This is a genomic window from Herbaspirillum sp. NPDC087042 (genome assembly GCF_044745245.1).
GTDB lineage: Bacteria > Pseudomonadota > Gammaproteobacteria > Burkholderiales > Burkholderiaceae_D > Herbaspirillum.
Window position 1 is genome coordinate 199,891 of the sequence record NZ_JBIUZW010000010.1, and the last position, 19,242, is coordinate 219,132.

Annotated in this window: 13 protein-coding genes, 1 tRNA gene and 1 pseudogene; 7 read left to right on the forward strand and 8 right to left on the reverse strand. The window is 63.6% G+C overall.

Annotated elements, in window-relative coordinates:
* Positions 1-81 precede the first annotated feature (81 nt).
* A complete protein-coding gene (locus tag ACIPHN_RS15430; protein ID WP_400437539.1) occupies positions 82-1,023 on the forward strand; it encodes a dihydrodipicolinate synthase family protein in 942 nt (313 codons plus the stop codon).
* Between the two features lie 140 nt (positions 1,024-1,163).
* Here the strand turns inward: ACIPHN_RS15430 and ACIPHN_RS15435 are convergent, their stop codons facing one another.
* The 3 genes from ACIPHN_RS15435 to ACIPHN_RS15445 all read right to left on the reverse strand — a co-directional run bounded on the left by ACIPHN_RS15435 (position 1,164) and on the right by ACIPHN_RS15445 (position 4,236).
* Positions 1,164-2,312, reverse strand: a complete 1,149-nt coding sequence (locus ACIPHN_RS15435) for a branched-chain amino acid ABC transporter substrate-binding protein (protein ID WP_400437540.1) — start codon at positions 2,310-2,312, stop codon at positions 1,164-1,166.
* Between the two features lie 81 nt (positions 2,313-2,393).
* On the reverse strand, positions 2,394-3,482 hold the full coding sequence (locus ACIPHN_RS15440) for an ATP-binding protein (RefSeq protein WP_400437572.1): 1,089 nt from the start codon (positions 3,480-3,482) through the stop codon (positions 2,394-2,396).
* A 16-nt stretch (positions 3,483-3,498) separates the two neighbouring features.
* Positions 3,499-4,236: a response regulator gene (locus tag ACIPHN_RS15445; RefSeq protein WP_400437542.1), complete on the reverse strand. Its 738-nt coding sequence runs from the start codon at positions 4,234-4,236 to the stop codon at positions 3,499-3,501.
* Between the two features lie 157 nt (positions 4,237-4,393).
* Between ACIPHN_RS15445 and ACIPHN_RS15450 the strand changes: the two genes are divergently transcribed.
* On the forward strand, positions 4,394-7,489 hold the full coding sequence (locus ACIPHN_RS15450; protein ID WP_400437544.1) for a multidrug efflux RND transporter permease subunit: 3,096 nt from the start codon (positions 4,394-4,396) through the stop codon (positions 7,487-7,489).
* Between the two features lie 96 nt (positions 7,490-7,585).
* On the opposite strand, the gene ACIPHN_RS15455 is transcribed toward ACIPHN_RS15450, so the two are convergent.
* From ACIPHN_RS15455 to ACIPHN_RS15465, 3 genes are all read right to left on the reverse strand, one after another.
* Positions 7,586-7,662: transfer RNA gene (locus ACIPHN_RS15455), tRNA-Arg, on the reverse strand.
* Positions 7,663-7,731: 69 nt separating this feature from the next.
* A complete protein-coding gene (locus ACIPHN_RS15460) occupies positions 7,732-9,354 on the reverse strand; it encodes a glucan biosynthesis protein (RefSeq protein ID WP_400437546.1) in 1,623 nt (540 codons plus the stop codon).
* 159 nt (positions 9,355-9,513) lie between these two features.
* Positions 9,514-10,581 carry a type II asparaginase gene (locus ACIPHN_RS15465; protein WP_400437548.1) on the reverse strand — a complete coding sequence of 356 codons (1,068 nt, stop codon included), beginning with the start codon at positions 10,579-10,581 and terminating at the stop codon, positions 9,514-9,516.
* Between the two features lie 483 nt (positions 10,582-11,064).
* On the opposite strand from ACIPHN_RS15465, the gene ACIPHN_RS15470 reads away from it, so the two are divergent.
* On the forward strand, positions 11,065-12,567 hold the full coding sequence (locus ACIPHN_RS15470) for an AMP nucleosidase (RefSeq protein WP_400437550.1): 1,503 nt from the start codon (positions 11,065-11,067) through the stop codon (positions 12,565-12,567).
* Between the two features lie 174 nt (positions 12,568-12,741).
* Here the strand turns inward: ACIPHN_RS15470 and ACIPHN_RS15475 are convergent, their stop codons facing one another.
* Positions 12,742-13,923 carry a YbfB/YjiJ family MFS transporter gene (locus ACIPHN_RS15475; RefSeq protein ID WP_400437574.1) on the reverse strand — a complete coding sequence of 394 codons (1,182 nt, stop codon included), beginning with the start codon at positions 13,921-13,923 and terminating at the stop codon, positions 12,742-12,744.
* 203 nt (positions 13,924-14,126) lie between these two features.
* Here ACIPHN_RS15475 and ACIPHN_RS15480 point away from each other — a divergent pair, with 203 nt between their 5' ends.
* Positions 14,127-14,990: a LysR family transcriptional regulator gene (locus ACIPHN_RS15480; protein ID WP_400437552.1), complete on the forward strand. Its 864-nt coding sequence runs from the start codon at positions 14,127-14,129 to the stop codon at positions 14,988-14,990.
* A gap of 389 nt (positions 14,991-15,379) precedes the next feature.
* Here ACIPHN_RS15480 and nhaR read toward each other — a convergent pair whose 3' ends face one another.
* Positions 15,380-16,303: a transcriptional activator NhaR gene (gene nhaR, locus ACIPHN_RS15485; protein WP_400437554.1), complete on the reverse strand. Its 924-nt coding sequence runs from the start codon at positions 16,301-16,303 to the stop codon at positions 15,380-15,382.
* A 153-nt stretch (positions 16,304-16,456) separates the two neighbouring features.
* Between nhaR and ACIPHN_RS15490 the strand changes: the two genes are divergently transcribed.
* From ACIPHN_RS15490 to ACIPHN_RS15500, 3 genes and pseudogenes are all read left to right on the forward strand, one after another.
* Entirely contained in the window at positions 16,457-17,434 is a 978-nt protein-coding gene (locus ACIPHN_RS15490) for a TerC family protein (RefSeq protein WP_400437556.1), read from the forward strand.
* A gap of 182 nt (positions 17,435-17,616) precedes the next feature.
* Positions 17,617-18,345, forward strand: coding sequence for a transposase (locus ACIPHN_RS15495; protein ID WP_400437558.1), 729 nt, complete (start codon positions 17,617-17,619; stop codon positions 18,343-18,345).
* Between the two features lie 188 nt (positions 18,346-18,533).
* A pseudogene (locus ACIPHN_RS15500) lies at positions 18,534-19,242 on the forward strand (glutamate synthase subunit alpha); the annotation flags it as partial.

Consider the following 19,242-nt stretch of genomic DNA (forward strand, 5'->3'; position numbering starts at 1 on the left):
AGGTAAAAACACTGATCGCGGCACATCGGGCTCGGGCCATGCGCTGTGGATAAATCCAATTTGATTGAATGAGGAAACGAAATGAGCGACAACATCTTTACCGGCACCATTCCCGCCTTGATGACTCCCTGCACGGCTGACCGTCAGCCGGACTTCGACGCATTGGTCAAGAAGGGGCGGGAACTGGTGGCACTGGGCATGCGTGCGGTGGTCTATTGCGGCTCCATGGGCGACTGGCCGCTGCTGACCGAAGCGCAGCGCCAGGAAGGTGTTGCCCGTCTGGTGGCCGCGGGTGTGCCCACCATTGTCGGCACCGGTGCGGTGAACTCGAAGGAAGCGGTGTCGCATGCGGCGCACGCTGCCAAGGTCGGGGCCCATGGCTTGATGGTCATCCCGCGTGTGCTCTCGCGTGGCGCCTCCGTGGCGGCGCAAAAGGCGCACTTCGCCGCCATCCTGAAGGCGGCGCCGAACTTGCCTGCGGTGATTTACAACAGCCCGTATTACGGCTTTGCCACCCGCGCCGACCTGTTCTTCGAACTGCGCGCCCAATTCCCCAACCTGATCGGCTTCAAGGAATTCGGTGGTGCGGCGGACATGCGCTACGCCGCAGAGAACATCACCTCCCGGGATGACGAGGTCATCCTGATGGCCGGTGTCGATACCCAGGTCTTCCACGGCTTCGTCAACTGCGGTGCCGCTGGCGCCATCACCGGCATCGGCAATGCCCTGCCCCGCGAAGTCCTGCAACTGGTGGACCTGTGCAGCAAGGCGGCCAAGGGGGATGCTGTCGCCCGCACGCGCGCCAAGGAGCTGGAGTCGGCGCTGGCGGTTCTTTCTTCCTTCGATGAGGGCTGCGACCTGGTGTTGTTCTACAAGTACCTGATGGTGCTCAACGGCGACCAGGAGTATGCGCTGCACTTCAACGAGACCGATGTGTTGAGCGACGCCCAGCGTGGCTATGCGCAATCCCAGTACCAGCTGTTCCGCACCTGGTACGCGAACTGGTCCAAGAGCTTCAGCTAAGCCCTCCTTGCTTTTGCCCCGGATGGTGTTTCAGCGAGGCTGCCTGTCACCGGGCAGCCTCGCTTTTTTATTTCCTGCGGGGTGCGTCCCCCAAGTCGGGAAAGCCGGTGTCGCATCTCGCGTGCGACACGGCGGCTGCCTCACTGGCACTTCTCCCGCCGTCCCGCAGCCGCCGGGAAATATTGCACAGGCCGCCACTGGCCCTGGAAGCGATACAGGGTGAAGCGAGGATGGGCATTGGCGCCACCGGCATCGAAGCGGATCGGACCATGCAGTCCGGCATACTGGTCCTGATGCAATGCCTGCGCGATCTTCTCGCCATCACCAGCGCCCGACTTCAGGATGGCAGCGGTCAGCACGCTGGCGGCATCGTAGGCATAGTAGGAATAGGTGGTCGGCGTCGACTTGAACTGCCGCGTGTAGGCCGCCGAGAATGCCTTCCAGCGCGGGCAGTGGTCTTGCGGGATCTCGAACTCCAGCACGTATAACTGCCCATCGCCGGCCGGCTTGTCGACCAGGTTGGTGGCGCCAGCCGTGAGCAGGATACTCGCCGTCGATTGAGCCCGTCTGGCCGCATCGAGGAAGGCGCGTACCTGCGGATACATGGCCACGAACACGATGACATCGGCTTCCTGTTGCGCCGCTGCCTTGAGGGCGGCACTGAAGTCGGTGTTCTGCCGCCCGGCCTGGAAGCGTGTCACGCTGGCCGCGCCGCTGCTGCCCACTTTTTCCACAAAGGCATCGGCCAGCGCCATGCTGTAGGCCGAATCATTCTGGATCACCAGGATGCGCCGTCCCTGCAAGGGACCCATGGCGACCTCGGCCAGCGCGGCGGCCAGGTCGCTGGTACCACCCACGACCCGGAAGGGCATGGCACGGCCGGAACTGGTCAATTTGCTGACGGTGGCGGTAAAGCCGATCTGCGGAATATGCGCGCGCTCGTAGAGCTCGGCGGTGGCCAGCGCAGCGTCGCTGCTCCAGGGGCCGACGACGCCGGCGACGTTTTCCTTGATGTAGTAGCGTGCGATGTTGATCGCGAAGTTTTCATTGCCGCGATCATCCTGGGGCAGCAGCCTGAAGCGGATGTCCAGGTGTTTTCTTGTGGCCAGTTCGTTGGCGTCGCTGAGCGCCAGTTGTGCGCCCTGCAGGGCGCTTTGCGCAGTGGGTTCGGTGAGCCGGCCGGTGAAGCCCAAGGGCACATACCGGATATCCGCGCCGACAGCGCTGTCCGGTCTGACGCCTGACAACAGCGCGATGGTGATCGCCACCGCCGTGCCGAGTTTGCGCATCGATGTCCCCCTGGTCCAGTCAAGCTGGTGCTGTTCTGCCTATCCATGCGTATATCCACGGGAAAATATACACATCATTGCTCAATTCGGCCAGCATACCCGGAAGCAAGTGCCGCCCAGCTCGGAACGTCGGCAATCGGCCGTCCCCTGGTGCGCGCTGGCAATGGCCCTGACCACGGCCAGGCCCAGGCCGCTGCCTTTCTGGTGGCCATCCATGGCACGCGACCCGCGCTGGAAGGCGTCGAAGATCATCTGTGCATCGCTGGCCGGCAAGCCCGGGCCGCTGTCTTCCACGGTCAGGCAGTCCATGCCATTGCGGCGGCTCGTGCCGATACGCAGCGGGCCGGGGGTGGCATGCTGCAAGGCGTTTTCCAGCAGCGCCAGCAGGGCCTGGCGGATGCGCACCGGGTCGCATACCGTGCGCGCCAGCGCGATGTCCAGCACGAGCTGGAAGCCCCGGTCCTGCAGCGAAGGCTCGCAGGCCTTGAGCACGGTGGTGATTTCCTGGTGCAGGTCGGTGTCCTGCAACTGGATGTGCAGGTGGCCGCTCTCGGCCAGGCCGACGATGCGCAGGTCCTCGATGAGCCGACCCAGTCCCTCGACCTGGTCCAGCAGGCTGGAGAACAGCGCCGGATCGGGCTGGAAGACGCCATCGCTCAAGCCCTGCAGGCGTCCGCGCAGGATCGTCAGCGGCGTGCGTAATTCGTGGGCGATGGCGGCATTCCAGAAGATGCGTTCCTGCTGTACCCGTTCCAGCCGCTCGGCCATGGCATTGAAGTCGCTGATGAGCTGCGAGGCTTCGTCCAGCGCCTGGCCCCGGGTGGCGGCGCGTGCCGCCAGGTCGCCCTGGGCCACCCGGCGCAGGCTGGTGGCGACCGAGTTCAGGGGCGTGAGAATGCGACGCGAGAGGCGGATGGCCACCCAGATCGCGATGGCCAGGCCGATGAGCGTGCTGACGATGATCCAGCCCCATTCGGCCGGCGAGGGCAGCCAGCTGTCGGGGGCCGACAGGCTGTCCGGATAGAAGATCCACAGCGTGGAGTAGAACGCATAGGAGCCCAGCAAGACCATCAGCATGATGGTCAGCGCCAGGATCGCCACCGAGCTGATGATCTGGCGTGCCAGCCCCTTGCTGCGCCAGATGGCGACGAGATCGATGCTGTTCTTCATGGGCGTCATGCCGGGCTCAGCTGCCTTGCTGGAAGCGATAGCCGACCCCGCGGATGCTCACGGGGATGCCGGCGATGCCGAGGTCTTCCAGCTTCTTGCGCAGCTTGCTGACATGGCTGTCGACGGTGCGCTCCAGGGTATCGCCTTCGGGCAGGCAGGTGGTCAGCAACTCGGAACGCGTGAACACCCGACGCGGTGCGCGTGCCAGTTGCGCCAGCAGCTTGAACTCGGTCAGGGTCAGCACCAGGGTATGCGTGGTGCCGTCGAGCTCGGCCACGGCCTCGTGCTGCTCGAAGTCGATCACGAAGGGCGGGGCGCGCAGGATGCGGCGATCGTCGCGGTCTTCGCGTGGCTGGCTGCGGCGCAGTACCGCTTCCACCCGTGCCACCACCTCGGCCGGATTGAAGGGCTTGACCACGTAGTCATCGGCACCGATGCGCAGGCCGGTGAGCTTGTCCACGTCCTGGTCCAGTGCGGTGAGCATGATGACCGGCGTATCGCCGCGCTGGCGGATCTGCGACAGCACTTGCCAGCCGTTGACCTGGGGCATCTGGATATCCAGCAGCACCAGGTCGGGCTTGAGTGCCAGGTGCATCTCCAGCGCCCGCGCGCCATCGGTGGCGTGCACGCTGCGCATGCCATTGCGCGCCAGGTAGGCGGCCAGGATCTCGGCGATTTCCGGCGCATCCTCGGCGATGAGGATCAGTACGCCGCTGTCCGGGACGGTGGTGGACGGCGTCGTTTTGTCGGACATGCTTTCCCTCTCCATCGAAACTCCATTGTTGTATCGCGCAATCCTCATCGTTGTGACCCAGACTCCGCTCTCCCTGCGATTGTACTGTCGGCTTGCCACGCGCGGCAAAGCACTCCCGCTCATGTCGACGCGCAGGGATGATCCACGGAGTTCCTGCATGCCTCGTTTTTTCATCGATCGGCCCATCTTCGCCTGGGTGGTCGCGCTGTTCATCATCCTCTTCGGCGTGATCGCCATGAGCCAGTTGCCCATCGCACGCTATCCGTCGGTAGCACCGCCCACGGTCTCCATTACGGCCACCTATCCGGGCGCTACGCCCCAGGCCATGAATGACGGTGTCATCAGCCTGATCGAGCGCGAGCTGTCGGGGGTGAAGAACCTGCTGTACTTCGAATCCTCGGCCGACAGCTCCGGCTCGGCGCAGATCAGCGTCACCTTCAAGCCGGGTACCGATCCCGAGCTGGCCCAGGTAGATGTGCAGAACAAGCTCAAGGCCATCGAGGCGCGCCTGCCGCAGACGGTGCGCCAGAACGGCATCACGGTGGAATCGGCGGCCTCCGGCTTCCTGCTGATGGTGAGCCTGACCTCGATCGATGGTCGCCATGACGAGGTCGCGCTGAGCGACTACTTGGCCCGCAACGTGGTGGAGGAATTGCGTCGCGTGGAAGGTGTGGGCCGGGTGCAGTTGTTCGGCGCCGAGGAAGCCATGCGCATCTGGGTCGATCCCTTCAAGCTCAATGCCTATGGCTTGTCGATCGGCGACATCAGTACGGCCATCGCGCAGCAGAACGCCCAGATCGCCCCCGGCAGGCTGGGCGATACGCCGGCCCTGCCAGGGCAGCAGATCGCCGTGCCGCTGACGGTGCAGGGACAACTGCAGTCGCCCGTGCAGTTTGCCGCCATCGTGCTCAAGGCCAAGCCGGATGGCTCGCGCGTGTTGCTGGGTGATGTCGCTCGGGTGGCGCTGGGTGCGCAATCCTATGCCTTCTCCAATCGCGAGGATGGCAAGCCCGCCGGAGTGGCGGCGGTGCAGCTCTCGCCCGGAGCCAATGCGGTGCGCACGGCCGAGGCCATTGGCGCGCGCATGGAAGAATTGCGTGCCACGCTGCCGGAGGGCATGCGCTACTCGCTGCCCTATAACACCGCGCCCTTCGTCAAGATCTCCATCCAGAAGGTGGTGCAGACGCTGATCGAGGCGATGGTGCTGGTGTTCCTGGTGATGTACCTGTTCCTGCAGAACGTGCGCTATACGGTCATTCCGGCCATCGTCGCGCCCATCGCGCTGCTGGGGACGCTGGCGGTGATGCTGGTGGTGGGCTATTCGGTGAACGTGCTGACCATGTTCGGCATGGTGCTGGCCATCGGCATCATCGTCGACGATGCCATCGTGGTGGTGGAGAACGTCGAGCGCATCATGGCGCACGAGGGGCTGGGGCCGCGCGAGGCGACCATCAAGGCCATGCGGGAAATCACCGGCGCCATCATCGGCATCACGCTGGTGCTCACCGCCGTGTTCATCCCGATGGCGCTGGCCGGTGGTTCGGTGGGGGTGATCTACCGGCAGTTCGCGCTGGCCATGGCGGTGTCCATCCTGTTCTCGGCCTTCCTGGCCTTAAGCCTCACACCGGCCCTGTGCGCCACGCTGCTCAAGCCGGTGGCGCCGGGGCATCACGACAAGCGCGGCTTCTTCGGCGCCTTCAACCGCGCCTTTGCACGCCTGACGGCGCGCTATGAATCGGCACTGGGCCGGCTCATCGCCCGCAGCATGCGCATGATGCTGGTCTTCGCCGCGCTCTCGGTGATGCTGGTGCTGGCCTTGCGTGTGTTGCCTTCGGCCTTCCTGCCGGAGGAGGACCAGGGCTATTTCATGACCTCCTTCCAGCTACCGGCAGACGCCACCACCGAACGCACCGCCCAGGCGGTCAGGCAGTTCGAGCATTACCTGCAAAGCCGCGAGGATGTCGGCGCCAACCTCTCGGTGCTGGGCTATGGATTTTCCGGCTCGGGGCCGAATGCGGCCATGGCCTTCACCGAGCTGAAGGACTGGAAGCTGCGCCACGGCGCCACCGCCGCGCAGGAGGCGATGCTGGCGCAGGCCGCCATGGAGAAGGGGACCGATGGCGTGATCATGAGCCTCTTGCCGCCGGCCATCGAGGAACTCGGCAATTCGTCCGGGTTTGCGATGCGTCTGCAGGACCGCGCCAACCAGGGCTATGCGGCGCTCAAGCAGGCCGAGGCCAGCCTGCTGGCGCTGGCCGCACAGAGCAGCAAGCTCAGCGGTGTCTATTCCGACGGCTTGCCGCCGGGCGCCAGCATCGAGCTGGACGTGGACCGGCACAAGGCCGCGGCGCTCGGGGTGTCCTTTGCCAGCATCAACGAGACCCTGTCGGCGGCGCTAGGCTCGGCCTATATCAATGACTTTCCCAATGCCGGCCGCATGCAGCAGGTCATCGTGCAGGCCGAGGCTGGCGCGCGCATGCAGATCGACGACATCATGAAACTCTACGTGCGCAACCAGAGCGGCGGCATGGTGCCGCTGCGCGAACTGGTACGCGTTTCGTGGCATATGGCGCCCACGCAGATGCAGCGCTACCAGGGCTTGCCGGCCGTGCGTATCGCCGGCAGCGCCGCACCGGGTGTCTCCAGCGGCGCCGCCATGGATGAGATGGAAAGACTGGCGCAGCAACTGCCGCCGGGCTTTGCCGTGGCCTGGACCGGACAGTCGCTGCAGGAGCGCCAGTCGGCCGCGCAGGCGCCGATGCTGATGGCGCTGTCGATGCTGGTGGTGTTCCTGGTGCTGGCGGCGCTCTACGAGAGCTGGAGCATCCCGCTGTCGGTGATGCTGGTGGTGCCGCTGGGATTGATCGGTGCGGTAGCGGCAGTGATCCTGCGAGAGATGCCCAATGACGTCTTCTTCAAGGTAGGCATGATCACCGTCATCGGCCTGTCGGCCAAGAATGCCATCCTCATCGTCGAGTTTGCCCGGCAGTTGTGTGGCGAGGGGCTGGGCCTGGTGCCGGCGGCGATCAGGGCGGCGGTCTTGCGCCTGCGTCCCATCGTGATGACCTCGCTGGCCTTTGCACTGGGCGTGGTGCCATTGATGCTGGCCTCGGGGGCTAGCGCGGAGACGCAGCGCGCCATCGGTACCGGCGTGTTCGGCGGCATGGTCAGCGCCACCGTGCTGGCGGTGCTGTTCGTGCCGGTGTTCTTCGTGGTGGTGTTGCGCATCGCGGGACGCTGGCAACGTTATTGAGGCGGCGGTCGCCGGCGCAGAGGTGCGCCGGTGATATCCGGAAGCGCAAAAAGAAAAAGGGCCCATCTTGCGATGGACCCTTCTCTCTACTGCATATGGTGCGGCTGGCAGGAATCGAACCCACGACCCCTTGGTTCGTAGCCAAGTACTCTATCCAGCTGAGCTACAGCCGCGAAAGACCAAGATTATAGGGAAGTTTTTTGAAAAGTACAAATCTTTTTTAAAAGAATCTAAAAACGGCTTCAGTACACCTCGCGCGCGGCGAACGGGTGGTACTGGAACAGCCAGGTTTCGCTGAGTGCCTGGCCCGCATGACGCAGGAACAGACGCAGCTCGACCGCCTCGCTGCCCTCCACGGTCAGGTCGAATTGCGCGCGCCAGTGGCCGGCTACGCCGTCCGGCACGGCCTCGGTGAAGACATACGAGAACTGCCCGCGCGAGGTGGTGAGCACGGCCTCGGGGCGGGTGCCGAAAGGCAGCGCCTCCAGCGGGGCGCCCTTGAACTCCACCATGAACTTGCGCACATTGGCCGGTCGCGCCTGTCCCGGTTGCCCGCCGCGTCCCAGGCGGGTGGCGATGCAGCGCGCCAGCGGCGAGGGGAAGGGCTCGTCCTGCTGCCAGTAGAGCCGGTAGCGCAGGCGATAGGCGTCGCCGGCACGGGCCGGGGCCTTGGGGACCCACATGGCGACGATGTTGTCGTGGATCTCGTCGTCGGTACGCAATTCGATCAGTTGTACCTCGCCCGCACCCCAGTCGCCCAGCGGTTCCACCCACAGGCTGGGGCGGCGCTCGTAGTGCACGCCATCGAGGTAGTGGTCGAAGCTGCGGTCGCGCTGCAACAGGCCGAAGCCATGCGGGCGCTGGTCGGCAAAGGCTGACGACACCGTACGCGGCGGGTTGTTGAGCGGACGCCAGAGATGCTCGCCCGCGCCATTCCAGATGGCCAGTCCGTCGGAGTCATGGACCTCCGGGCGCCAGTCCACGCCCGTACCCTTGACGGTCTCCGAATACCAGTACATGGAGGTGGCCGGCGCCAGCCCCAGGCGCGCCACGTCGCGTCGCAGGAACAGGGCCTTGTCGATCTCCATGCCCACGCCCTGGTCGCGCCGCATGCTGAAGCGGTAGGCGCCGGCCACGCTGGGGCCGTCCAGCAGGGCGTAGACCACCACGGTATCGCTGCCGGGGGCGGCAGGCTCGAAGAAGAATTGCGTGAAATCGGGGAATTCCTCCGGCCGCGCGGGATCGGCCACGTCGATGACGATGCCGCGCGCTGACAGACCGTACTGGTAGAGATCGCCGATGGCACGGAAATAGGACGCCCCGAGGAAGGCCACCCAGTCGTTCTTGCGCCAGTCTTTGGCCTGTTGGTCGGCCAGCCGGCTTTCCTGGAAGCGGAAACCGGCAAAGCCGCTGCCGGCCGGCAGGCGATGCGCCGGGCTGTTGGCAGGCATGTCGAAGTAGCGGTCGCTGTAGAGCAGTTCGCGGGCGCGTGCGGGCGTGTTGCCATCACCCTGGCCATCGAGCAGGAACATGCGCACCGGCACCCGGAAGTACTTGCCCAGGTGGAAGAAGGTCAGCGGGAAGGGCCCGGGGCCGTCGGCGAAGGCCGCATCCTCGGGCCGGAAGCGGATCTTGCCATGCGCCTCGTAGTCGATCTGGTCGAGGATGTCGGCCGGGATCGCGGGCGGTGGCTGGTAGGGCGTCTTGGCCATCTCGCGGGCGCGCGCCATCAGTGCCTCGAAGGAAAAGCGCTGTGCCGCCCCCATCTTCAGGCCCTGTGCCGCCAGGGCCGAGGGTGACAGGCCCAGCGCGGCCAATGCCGCGCCGGCACCGGTGGCAGTGAGGAAGCGACGGCGGCTGGGCATGGGGTCTCCTGTTGTTGTCGGCGTACGGAACTGGTCAGAGTTTCGCGTGATGCGGATGGTTCCGGCAAAGAAAAAGCCCGCTGCACAGGCAGCGGGCTTGACTCCGGCAAGCGGAAAGATCGTGGGCAGCGGCGCCGCGAGGGACGCCGCCACACCGGATCAATATTCCCAGAAGATCTTCTGGATTTCCTTGGTGTCGGTGGTCTTGGTCAGTGCCAGCATCAGCAGGATGCGGGCCTTCTGCGCGTTCAGGGTGTCGGCGACGACCAGGTCCAGCTTGTCGTCATCGGCTTCGCCGTTACGTGCCACGATGCCTTGGCCAACGCGGCTGGCGCGCACGATCACGACGCCCTTCTTGCGGGCTTCGACCAGCGACGGGACCACGGTGTTGTTCAGGCTGCCATCACCCACGCCAGCGTGGATGATGCCTTGCGCACCGGCGGCCACGAAGGCGTTCAGGGCGATCGGGTTCATGTTGGCATAGCCGTAGACGATGTCCACTTGCGGCAGCTTGTCCAGGTTCATGATGTCGAACGGGGTGTCAGCAGTGTTCTTGCGGGTCGACTGGCGATAGAAGAACGGCTTGCTGCCCTGGATGTAGCCCAGGAAGCCCAGTTCAGGCGTCTTGAAGGTGTCCAGTGTGGAGGTGTTGGTCTTGGTGACTTCGCGACCGGCGTTGATCTGGTCGTTCAGGGTGACCAGCACGCCCTTGCCGATGGCTTCCTTGGAGCCGGCCAGCAGGACCGCGTTGTACAGGTTGATCGGGCCGTCAGCGCTGATGGCGGTGGACGGACGCATGGCGCCAACGATCACCACCGGCTTCTTGCTCTTGACCACCAGGTCCAGGAAGTAGGCGGTTTCTTCGATGGTGTCGGTACCGTGGGTGATGACGATGCCGTCAACGTCGCTCTGCGCCAGCAGGGTGTTGACGCGCTTGGCCAGCTTCAGCCAGGCGTCGTTGTTCATGTTTTCGCTGGCGATCTGCATGGTCTGCTCGCCGCGCACGTTGGCGACCTTTTTCAGCTCAGGCACGGCCGCGATCAGGGCATCCACGCCAACCTTGGCCGCAGTGTAGCCGACGGTGGTGGTGGTGGTGGCGCCGGTGCCGGCGATGGTGCCGCCGGTGGCCAGGATCACCACATTGGGCAGGGTTTGGGCTTGCGCGGCAGCGGCGGCTGCCAGGCAGACCAGGACCAGGAACTGGTGGAAGAATTTTCTCATGAGCATGTGTGCCTCGTACGTGTGGACGTGATTAGATATTGTTATGTGTGTGCAGTTGCCAGCTCACCGTGACAGGTGTCGTCGACAATGCACAGCGCCGACAAGATAGCACTGGCTCGCGTCACGATCAAAGCTTTTTTTATGGCATGAGAAAGCTGCACCAGCAGCGGGATTGGCCGCACCTTTGTGAGCACCGGAAGCCGCATTGCGGTGCATCAAGGAGCGTGTCGGCTCGCAACTGACAGGGCGCTGACGCGCGCGCCGCGGGAGGGGGCAAGATGGAGGGGAGGAACTCGCACGATAGCATTGAATCGGCGCTGCGCAAAGCCGGTGAAGCGCCGTCTTGATGCCCCTGCTTGACCGATCATGCGCTAGCGTCGTCTCAGGTAAGATGACACTGCGCACAAGCATTTTCGATGAATGTCCGGTTGCGTCGTGCCAGCGCATATTCCACTCCGGCGCGACGCGCGGCAATGATGGAGAACCACGATGTTTGCCACAGAAAAATTCACCAATCCCGAAGCCGCCTATGCGCGCGTGCTGGAGATCTACGAGCACAATACGTCCATCCTGCGGGATGCCTTCCGCCAGTTCTCTGGCGGCCAGCCGATGACGCAGCGTGTGCGCGCCTGCTATCCCTTCGTGCGCATCACCACCGAGAAGGCCACCCATGCCGATACCCGCCAGTCCTTCGGGTTCGTGGCCGGCCCCGGTTGCTACCAGACCACGCTGACACGCCCCAAGCTGTTCCACCAATACCTGCTGAGCCAGTTCCGCCTGGTGCTGCAGAACCACCAGGTGCCGCTGGAGATCGGCGTGAGCGACATGCCCATCCCGGTCCACTTCGCCTTCCCCGAAGGCATACACGTGGAGGGCAGCCTGGACCCCGAACACCTGCGCTCGCTGCCCGACCATTTCGACCTGCCCGACCTGGCGACCATGGATGACCGCATCGCCAACGGCAGCTACGAAGTCGACAACGGCGCCTGGCGCGAGGGCGTGCATCCGCTGGCGCTGTTCACCGGGCCGCGCATCGACTATTCGCTGCACCGGCTGCGCCACTACACGGCGACCTCGCCCGACCAGTTCCAGCGCTATGTGCTCTTCACCAACTACGCTTTCTACGTCGATGAATTCGTGCGCCTGGGACGGCGTCTCATGGAGCCGACTGACGATCCCGATGAACTGGCCTATCGCCGCCAGTACACCGCCTTCGTCGAACCGGGCAATGTCACCACCTGGAGTGCCAACCAGGAAGGCGGCGCCGCGCCGGCCCCCTCGGGTGTGGTGCCGGCACGCCAGCCGCAGATGCCGGCCTATCACCTGCAGCGTGCCGATGGCAGCGGCATCACCCTGGTCAATATCGGCGTGGGGCCCTCCAATGCCAAGACCGTCACCGACCACGTGGCGGTGCTGCGCCCGCACGGCTGGCTGATGCTGGGCCATTGCGCCGGGCTGTCGGCTTCGCAGCGCATGGGTGACTATGTGCTGGCACATGCCTATGTCCGTGACGACCATGTGCTGGACGACGACTTGCCGCTGTGGGTGCCGATCCCGGCCCTGGCCGAAGTGCAGCTGGCGCTGCAGGATGCGGTGGCCAGCATCACCCAGCTGGACGGCTATGAGTTGAAGCGCATCATGCGTACCGGCACCGTGGCTTCGGTCGATGACCGTAACTGGGAGCTGCGCGACCACCGCACGCCGCTGTTACGCTTCTCGCAAAGTCGCGCCATTGCACTGGACATGGAAAGTGCCACCGTGGCCGCCAACGGTTTCCGCTTCCGGGTGCCTTACGGCACGCTGCTGTGCGTCTCCGACAAGCCGCTGCACGGCGAGATCAAGCTGCCCGGCATGGCCAATACCTTCTACGAGCAACGCGTGGCGCAGCATCTGCAGATCGGTATCCGTGCGCTGGAACTGTTGCGCAACAACGGCATCGAGCAGGTCCATAGCCGCAAGCTGCGCAGTTTTGCGGAGCCGGCATTCCGCTGACCGTACTGCTGCAGGCAGAAGCCAAAACGCAAAACGCAAAACGCAAAACGCAAAACGCAAAACGCAAAACGCAAAACGCAAAACGCAAAACGCAAAACGCAAAACGCAAAACGCAAAACGCCCGCGACATCCCTGTGTCGCGGGCGTTTTGCCGTGTGGGACCGCCTTGCCGGATCAGCTCCGGCGTGCCGGTAGCCGGTGCGTCAGCGTGAGCCGGTAGTACAGGGCCGCACCGACCAGCAGGGTCACGGCAGCCACGCACAGCGATGGCGTGAAGGACCCGCTGGCATGCACCAGCGCCGTGGCCAGCGGCGGGCCGGCAATCTGGCCGATGCCGTAGGCCGCCGTCATCAGGGCCATCAGGCTGCTGGCGTGCTCCTTGCGCAGGCGGCGTGCCTCACGCATGCCGAACAGCGTGATGGCGGTGAAGGGCAGGCCCAGCAACAGGCAACTGAAGGCAAAGCCGAGCGCATTGGGGAAGAAGATCGACAGCGCTACACCAGCGGCCTGCATCAGGTAGGCACCGGTCAGCAGCAGCCGCTGGTCGGCATGGACCGACAGGCGGGTCGCGCCGAAGGCCCCCAACGCCACCGAGAAGCCGAAGATGGGCCAGAAGAAATCGGGCCAGGCCGATCCCGGCAGGGCCTGGCGGGCAATCACCGGCAGGAAGGTGGCGGTGATGATGTAGCCGAAACCGGCGATGCCGTAGGCGATCACCTGCACCAGCACCTCGCGCCGCTGTTGCGCTGTCTCGGCCTGGTGGGTGTCGGTGGCACCGGCGCTGGCCTGCGTCGCGCCGTGGCCGGCGTCGAAGCTGAAGGTCTTCCATACCAGCGCGGTGAGCGCCAGCGAGATCACGCCGAAGGCGATCCAGCCGCCGGCGGCCAGCCATCCGGCCGAGATCATGGGCCCGGTCAGCAGGCCGGTGAGGGCGATGCCCAGGCCCGGGCCACAGAAGATCACGCCGCCCAGTTCGGGCCGATGCAGTTGCGTCAGCTGCTGCAGGCACCAGCCGGCGGTATAGACGAACACATAGGCGCTGGCGACCCCGGAGAGAAAACGCATCAGCAGCCAGGCCAGGTCCTGGTGCAGCACGCCCATGCCCAGGGTCAGCAGGATGGTCGCCACCAGGCCGATACGCAACAGCGGCACGCCACGCTTGCTGCGATGGAAGGCACACAGCATGGCGCCCACGAAGTAGCCCAGGTAGTTGGCCGTGGCCAGCCAGCCGCCCATCTGCAGGTTCAGGCTGCCTTCGTGCAGCATCATGGGCAACAGCGGTGTGAAGGCGAAACGGCCGATGCCCATGGCCACGGAGAGCGCCACCATGCCGGACAGGCATACCTTCCAGGCCATGCCCTTGTGGTGTGACGAAGCAGCGGTGGAGACGGCGGCGGTGGTGGCGGTGGTGGCGGTGGTGGCGGATGCCCCCGGCCCCTGGCGGAGTGGCTCGGTCATGGCGGAGAGTCTGGTGAGGTCGATGGAAAGCTATGCTATCGTGTTTCAATCATTCGAAAAAATGAATAATAAGAATGAGTTCATCTTCATTGGAGAACGATATGGAACTGGCCGAACTGGAAATCTTCCGCACCGTGGTGGCCGAGGGTGGGGTGACGCGTGCCGCCGAGCGGCTCAACCGGGTCCAGTCCAATGTGACCACGCGCATCAAGCAGCTGGAAGAATCGGTGGGCGTGCCGCTGTTCGTGCGGGATCGCCGGCGCATGGTGCTCACCTCCGCCGGGGAAGCCCTGCTCGACTACGCCGACCGCATCCTCGACCTGGTACAGGAGGCGCGCCAGGTGGTGGCACCGCAGAGTCCGCGCGGACGCCTGCGCATCGGTTCGATGGAAAGCGCGGCGGCCAGTCGCCTGCCTGCGCCGCTGGCCGAATTTCACCAGCGTTGGCCGGAGGTGCGACTGGAGCTTTCCACCGCGCCCACCGACGTGCTCATCAGTCAGGTGCGCGCCTGCAAGCTCGATGCCGCACTGGTGGCCGGGCCGGTTGACGATCCAGCCTTCGATGCCACGCCGCTGTTCAAGGAGGAATTACTGCTGGTGACGCCGCGCAGCCATCGCCGCGTGCGCGCGCCGGAAGACATCACGCTCGATACCCTGATTGTCTTCGAGCAAGGTTGTGCCTACCGGCGCCATGCCGAAGCCTGGTTTTCCAGTCATGGCCGGGGACGCGGGCCGGTACGCACGCTGGAACTGGCCTCCTATCACGCCATCCTGGCCTGTGTGGCGGCCGGTGCCGGGGTGGCCGTGGTGCCGCGTTCGGTGATTGCCATGCAGATGGAGCCACATGGTTTCGCCACGCATTCGCTGGGCAAGGAGGGGCGCATCACGACTTTCCTGCTGAGTCGTCGCGAGCGACATTCTGCTTCTTTCCTGGCCTTGCGATCTTTACTTATGGCGAGTGTTTGATATATTTGATTCAGAAGATTTGCTTTGGATCTGACGCATGTTGCAGGTCTTAAAGAGCTGGTAACAATTTGTAAAATGCACTGCGGTGCGACAGTGATTTTTTTATATTCAAGTTCCCCCTCCATTCTCCCCCCCGAGAATGGGATTTACCCCACGGACAGCAATGGACGTGGGGTTTTTCTTTTGTCCCGGCGCTGCGTGAAGATCCTGGAAAGCCGCTTCAGGACTGGCTTTCCGGCTGGTCGTGCAATGCGCGTGAAGCATTGTTGCGGTGCGTGATCCCGTGCGTCGGGAATGCGTTGCAAGCCTGGCATGACACTGGTCTGCTTATCCGATCTCTTGCTTTCTGATTATCTGTTTACACCATCGATGTGTGACAAGTCGCCACGTCACTTCGCGTGTGCGCGCGAACTTCCGACCACCAGGTTGCCGCGTGCCGCCGACTGGATCGCGAGGACGGCAGGATGGGTCAGGCGGCGCTCCACCGAGATGGCATAGAACTGCTCACGTACGGCCGCCGTCTTGCCGATTTCCACCAGACCATATTGCTTGCTGATCTGCGCGGCAATGGCCGCGGGGGCGGCGAAAATGCCGGCACCGGCGTCGCCGAAGGCCAGCAGCAGGGCGCCATCATCGAACTCGCCGGTGATGCGCGGCCGGATCTTTTCCTTCTCGAACCAGCGCAGCAGGCGCGGGCGTACAGCGGCATCCTCACCGGGCATCAGGAAGGGTGCGCCCTCCAGGCTCTGTGGGAAGTTCTTGCGGTAGCGCCGGGCCAGTTCGGGTGTGGCGAAGAAGCTGGTGTCGCATTCGCCCAGCAGATGGTGATAGCCGCGCACCTCGACGCGCGGCGGCATGGGGCTGTCGGCGATGATGATGTCGAGCTTGTGGATGGCCAGGTCGGCCAGCAGGGTATCGAGCTTGCCTTCACGGCAGATGATGCGGATCGGATCCGGCATGGCCAGCGCACTTTCCAGCAGCAGGTAGGCAATCGCCTTGGGGACCGCGTCGGCCACACCCACGCGCAACTGCAGGGTGCGTCCGCCTGAACGCAGGCGCAAGGCTTCCTCCAGTTCTTCGCCGATGCTGAAGATGCGTTCGGCATAGTCGAACACCATGCGTCCTTCGTCATTGAGTTCCAAACGCCGGCCCACGCGCCGGAACAGCTTGTAGCCCAGGCTTTCCTCGAACAGGCTGATCTGGCCGCTGATGGTCTGCGCAGTCAGGTGCAGGCGCTCGCTGGCGCGCGCCACGCCACCGGTCTTGGCGACCGTCCAGAAATAGTGCAGATGCTTGTAGTTGAGATTGGGCATGGGTTTTCCGCGATGTGGAAATACTTCGGAAATTCCGATGGATTATCTCAGAATATTCGAATTTTCATTCACTACGCTTTCGCCTAGAGTAGCGCCATTGTCCGGTGCCGATTCCTTGCGGTGGCCGGTTTCGTCACTGTGGAGGGAGTCATCGTGAATGGCGTAGAAAGTTTTGCAAGTCCGCTCATGTGGGGCGGGTTCATCGTATTCGTACTGGGCATGCTGGCCGTGGACATGTTCGCCCTCGGCGGCCGTCACGCGCACCGGGTGACGCCGCGCGAGGCACTGGGCTGGTCGGTGGCCTGGGTTTCGCTGGCGCTGCTGTTTGCGGGCCTGATGTGGTGGTACCTGGATGCCAGCGTCGGCCGTGAATTCGCCAACCAGAAGGGCGCCGAGTTCCTCTCCGGCTACCTGATCGAGAAGGCGCTGTCGGTCGACAACATCTTCGTGTTCCTGATGATCTTCAGCTACTTCGCCGTGCCGCCCGAGATGCAGCGTCGCGTGCTGTTGTACGGCGTGATCGGTGCCATCGTCATGCGTGCGGTGATGATCCTGCTGGGTGCCTGGATGATCGCCCAGTTCAGCTGGATCCTGTACGTGTTCGGCGCCTTCCTGGTGTTCACCGGCGTGAAGATGCTGGTCTTTGCCGACAAGGAGGCTGACCTTGGTGATAACCCGTTGCTGCGCTGGCTGCGCGGTCATATGAAGATCAGCAACGACTACGATGGCGAGAAGTTTTCCACCCGCATCAATGGCGTGCGCTACTTCACGCCGCTCATGCTGGTGCTGCTGCTGATCGAACTGTCGGACGTGATTTTCGCGGTGGATAGCATCCCGGCGATCTTCGCCATCACCAAGGATCCGTTCATCGTCTTCACCTCCAACATGTTCGCCATCATGGGCTTGCGTGCCTTGTACTTCCTGCTGGCCGATTCTGCCGAGCGCTTCCACCTGCTCAAGTACGGCCTGGCCCTGGTGCTGCTGTTCGTGGGCTTCAAGATGCTGGCGTCGTATTGGTTCCATGTGCCGGTGCTGCTGTCGCTGGGCGTGGTAGGCGCGATCCTGGTGGTCTCCATCGTGCTGAGCCTGATGCTGGGCAAGGCGAAGGACAAGGACGAACGCACCGCCTGATCGTACCGATCACAGATTCAACCGTGGGGCTTGACCGGCTGGCGCAATCCAGCCGGTTTTTTTACGTCGTTATCATTCGACTATGGTGATGCCGATTTGGCATCTCCGCAAAGGGATGCTTTTATTGGGGACGGAGTACATTAGAATGTGCGCTCCATTCTTACGGTTTGCAGCGAATCTTCATGGCCCGCCTTCCTCGTCTCGTGGTACCCAACCAGCCTCATCACATCATTCAACGTGGACATGATGGCCTGGTCATCTTCCGGGATGCCGAAGACCACCTGGCCTTCCTCGGCTGGTTGAAAGATGCTGCACGACAATTCAAGGTGGCCATCCATGCCTACGTGCTGATGCCCGACCACCTGCACCTGCTGGCCACTCCGGTCGACGACCAGGGGCTGGCACGGATGATGCAATGGATAGGGCGTCACTACGTCCCGTATTTCAACCAGAAGCATGGACGTTCCGGCACGCTGTGGCAGGGGCGCTACCGCGCCACCGTCATCGATGCCGAGCTCTACCTGCTGGCCATCTGCCGCTACATCGAGCTCAATCCGGTGCGCAACGGCCTGGCGGGCGGGCCGGGCGAGTATCCCTGGTCCAGCTACATGCACCACATCGGCGCCAAGCAGGATGGCCTGATCACCGATCATCCCGCCTATTGGTCGATTGGCAACACGCCCTTCGACCGGGAAATCGCCTACCGCCAGCTCACCGAAGAGGGGCTGGCGCAGGCCGAAGTGGAGCGCATCACCGATGCCACGCTCAAGGGTTGGGCGCTGGGCTCGGAGAATTTCAAGCAGGGACTCGAACGCCAGACCCATCGTCGCGTCAGTCCCGCCAAGCGTGGTCGGCCGGTCATTTCCCGGCCGGTGACGGACGAGTCGCCTGTATCTGTGCAGCAAGACTGAAGCTGATTCAAAAATAAGCCTTTTAAATCAAAGGTTTGCGAATAATCCTTTTCACTATGTCCCTATTTAAAAAATCAGGGAAATCGTGGGGATTTTAATTTTACTCAGACCCTATTTATTTTCATTGAACTATTGGGTGCAGTGCACTATTCTTCAAATCCTTACTGTCAAAGTGGTGGAGTACCGATATGCACGCGCAAGGCCTTTACGACCCAGCAAATGAACATGACGCCTGTGGCGTCGGTTTCATCGCCCATATCAAGGGCAAGAAATCCCATTCCATCGTTGACCAGGGTTTGCTCATTCTGAAGAACCTGGATCACCGGGGCGCCGTTGGTGCGGACGCCCTGATGGGCGATGGTGCCGGTATTCTCATCCAGATCCCTGACCAGTATTACCGTGAGGAAATGGCCAAGCAGGGCGTGGACCTGCCGCCTCCCGGCGAATATGGCGTGGGCATGGTGTTCCTGCCCAAGGAAAACGCCTCGCGTATCGCCTGCGAACAGGAAATCGAACGCTCGGTGCTGGCCGAAGGCCAGATCGTGCTGGGCTGGCGCGACGTGCCGGTCGACACCGACATGCCGATGTCGCCCACCGTGCGTGAAAAAGAGCCGGTCATCCGCCAGATCTTCATCGGTCGCGGTCCGGACATCATGGTCACCGACGCGCTGGAACGTAAGCTCTACGTGATCCGCAAGTCCTCCGGCCACGCCATCCAGGCCCTGAACCTGCTGCACGGCAAGGAATTCTTCGTGCCCTCGATGTCGGCCCGTACCGTGGTCTACAAGGGTCTGCTGCTGGCCGACCAGGTCGGCGTGTACTACAAGGACCTGCAGGACGAGCGCTGTGTCTCGGCCCTGGCCCTGGTGCACCAGCGCGTCTCCCCCAACTCCTTCC